Raw genomic sequence first — 3068 nt, forward strand, 5'->3', positions numbered from 1 at the left:
CCCCCTCTCCCACCCCGACCAGCGGCTGCCAGGCCGCCCAGCCGCTGAAGCCCGGCAACCACACCCTCACCCACGGCGGGCAGCAACGCCGCTTCCTGCTGTCGGTCCCCGACGGCGACGGCCCCCACCCGCTCCTGCTCGACCTGCACGGCCTCGGCTCCTCGGCCCGCCAGCAGAGCGCCTACAGCCGGCTGGCCACCGAAGGATCGCTGCGCGGCTACATCGTCGCCACCCCGCAAGCCGCCGAAGGCCGCATGGGCTGGACGCTGCCCCACACCGGCGGCCCCGACGACACCGGCTTCATGACCGCGCTGCTGGGCCGGCTCGAACAACGCTTGTGCGTCGACCAGCGACGCGAGTTCGCGGCCGGCATGTCGTACGGCGCCGGCATGGCCGCCGGCCTCATCTGCGCCCTGGACGGCCGCCTGGCCGGGATCGCGGCCGTGGCCGGGATCAACATCGTGGCCCCCTGCGCCCAGCCGCGCCCCACCACGATCCTCGCCTTCCACGGCACCGCCGACCGCATCGTCCCCTACCGCGGCGGCCACCCGTTCCGCGACGCCACCGGCGACCTGCGCACCCTCGCCCAGATGGTGACGCTGGCCCCGGTCGAGCAGGCCATGGACGGCTGGGCGAGCGCGCAAGGCTGCACCGGCCGCACCACCAGCGGCCTGAGCGAGCAGGTACGGCTGCGTGGCTGGAAAACCTGCCCCGGCGGGGCCACACTGCGCCTGTACACGATCGACGGCGGCGGCCACACCTGGCCCGGACCCATCGACGTGCCCAGACTCGGGATCACCGCCCGCGACCTGGACGCCACCGCGGTCATCCTCGACACCTTCGACCGCACCCCGTCCCGGTAGACCAGCCCGAGCACATACGAGACCAGCCCGGGAACCCACGAGACCAGCTCGACGAAGGAGACTCCATGGCCGACGTACGCGTCACGATCGAAGCCGTCCCCCGCACCGGGCTCACCGAGCAGCGCTTACGCCAGGCCGTGGCCGAACACCCCGAGGCGCTCTCGGCACTGGAGGTGGCCGACCCGGACCGGCTCACCGTCGCCTTCGCCCCCGGCCTCGGACACGACCCCGGCGAGAACGCCCCGTTCCAGGCCACGGTGTTCGACCCGGTCGGGAACCGCGCCGTCGAACTACGCGGCACCCTGGACCGGCCCGAGCGCGCCGAACTGCGGCCCAGCGCCTGGCGGCCGCCGCCCAGCCGCGACGAGCTTGTGGCCGCCGCCGCGATCCTGCGCGCCGACGCCGCCTTCCCGACCGGCGACGACGTGGTCGTGTACCGGCCCATGCCGCCGCTGGCCGACGCGGAAAACCCCGACGGCACCACCGTGCGCCGCCCCACGCTCGGGGTGTACACGCCGGCCGACCCCACCGGGGTACGCCACCGGATCGTCGCCGTCGACCTGGTCAACCGCGTGATCGACTGGGCCCCGGCCGGGATCAACGTGCGCATGCACCACGACTGCGACACCAGCGTCCCCGAAGGCGTCGACTCGCTGGCCGACCGCGGCGGCCCCGACCAGGTGCGCGTACGCGTCCACCGCGGCGCCACCGAGCTGTGGAACCTGCTGGTGGTACGCCCGCGCGCCTCCGCCCCGCAGAACCCCGGCCTGGGCGGCGGCGTCGAACTCCGCCAGGTCCGCTACCGCGGCCGGCTCCTGCTGCGCCAGGCCCACGTGCCGATCCTCAACGTCGAATACGAGGAGGGCACGACCTTCCGCGACGACGTCGCCTTCGAAACCCGGTTCTCGGCCACCGGCTCCGACCCGGTCGGCTGGGGGTGGCGGCTGTGCACCAGCAGCCCCCGTACCATCCTGGAACGCCCCCACACCGACGCCGGCAACTTCCAGGGCGTCGCCTTCCACCACGACGGCGAGGAGCTCCGCATCGTCAGCGAGATCGCCGCCGGCTGGTACCGCTACTCCAGCGACTGGCGGCTCGGCGACGACGGCGACATCAGCCCCCGCTTCGGGTTCGCCGCCACCCGCAACCCCATGACGTGCCTGGTGCACCGCCACCACGCCTACTGGCGGCTCGACTTCGACATCGAAGGAGCCGGCAACGACGTCGTCGAGCAGATCGACGACACCGGCTCGATCATCCCCGAACCCATCCCGATCATCCGCGAGACCTCCCGCCGGCGCCGCCACCCCGCCCGGTACTGGCAGGTGCGCGACAAGGCCTCCGGCCGCGGCTACCAGATCCACCCGGGCGAGTTCGACGGCACCGCCGACGCCTACGGCGTGTCCGACCTGTGGTTCCTGCGCCACCACCCGCGCGAGCTCGACGACGGCAACCCCGGCCCCCGCGACCGCGCCGCCCTCAACCGTTTCCTCAACGGCGAGAACATCAACGGCGCCAACGTCGTCGTCTGGTACGCCGGCCACTACTACCACGACCAGGCCCACCCCCAGCCCCACCAGGGCGAGCTGATCGGGCCGCGGCTGGTGCTCATCTAACGACTACCCTTGTCGCTCATGAGTCAGGTGGGACACACGACGGCCCGCGCCCTGCTGCGCAGACTGGCCGTCGAACAGGCCGAATGCAGGGTGCCGTCGCTGACGGCCGCGATCGTCCGCGACGGGCGCCTGGCGTGGTTCGGCGGCCGCGGCCGCGTCCGCGACGCACCCCCGACCGCCGCCACCCAATACCGGATCGGCTCCATCACCAAATCCATGGTCGCCGTCGTCGTCATGCGGCTGCGCGACGAAGGCGCGCTCGACCTGACCGACCCCCTGCAGGCGCACCTGCCCGGCGCGCCGCACGGCCACCTGACCATCGCCCAGCTGCTGTCGCACACCGGCGGGCTGACCGCCGAACCCCCCACCGGCTGGTGGGAACGCACCCCCGGCATCCCCGCCACCGACCTGCTCAAGCGCCTGGGCCCCGGCGAGCTCAAACACCGGCCAGGACGCCGCTTCCACTACTCCAACGTCGGCTTCGCCCTGCTCGGCGAGCTCATCGCCCACCTGCGCGGCACCACCTGGCTGCAGGCCGTCCACGCCGAGGTGCTCACCCCGCTCGGCATGAACGACACCACCGCCCGCC

The 3068-nt window shown here is 73.3% G+C and carries 3 protein-coding genes; all 3 read left to right on the forward strand.

Features of this window, described 5'->3' with window-relative positions:
- Positions 1-863, forward strand: an 863-nt coding sequence (locus ETD86_RS56495) for a CE1 family esterase (RefSeq protein ID WP_211370920.1), incomplete at its 5' end; no start/stop codon positions are given.
- A gap of 65 nt (positions 864-928) precedes the next feature.
- A complete protein-coding gene (locus ETD86_RS53540; RefSeq protein WP_138674260.1) occupies positions 929-2479 on the forward strand; it encodes a hypothetical protein in 1551 nt (516 codons plus the stop codon).
- 18 nt (positions 2480-2497) lie between these two features.
- Positions 2498-3068: serine hydrolase domain-containing protein (locus ETD86_RS53545; RefSeq protein ID WP_138674261.1), on the forward strand; the 571-nt coding region annotated here is incomplete at its 3' end.

The sequence above is a fragment of the Nonomuraea turkmeniaca genome (assembly GCF_005889735.1).
In the GTDB taxonomy this organism is placed as follows: Bacteria; Actinomycetota; Actinomycetes; order Streptosporangiales; family Streptosporangiaceae; genus Nonomuraea; species Nonomuraea turkmeniaca.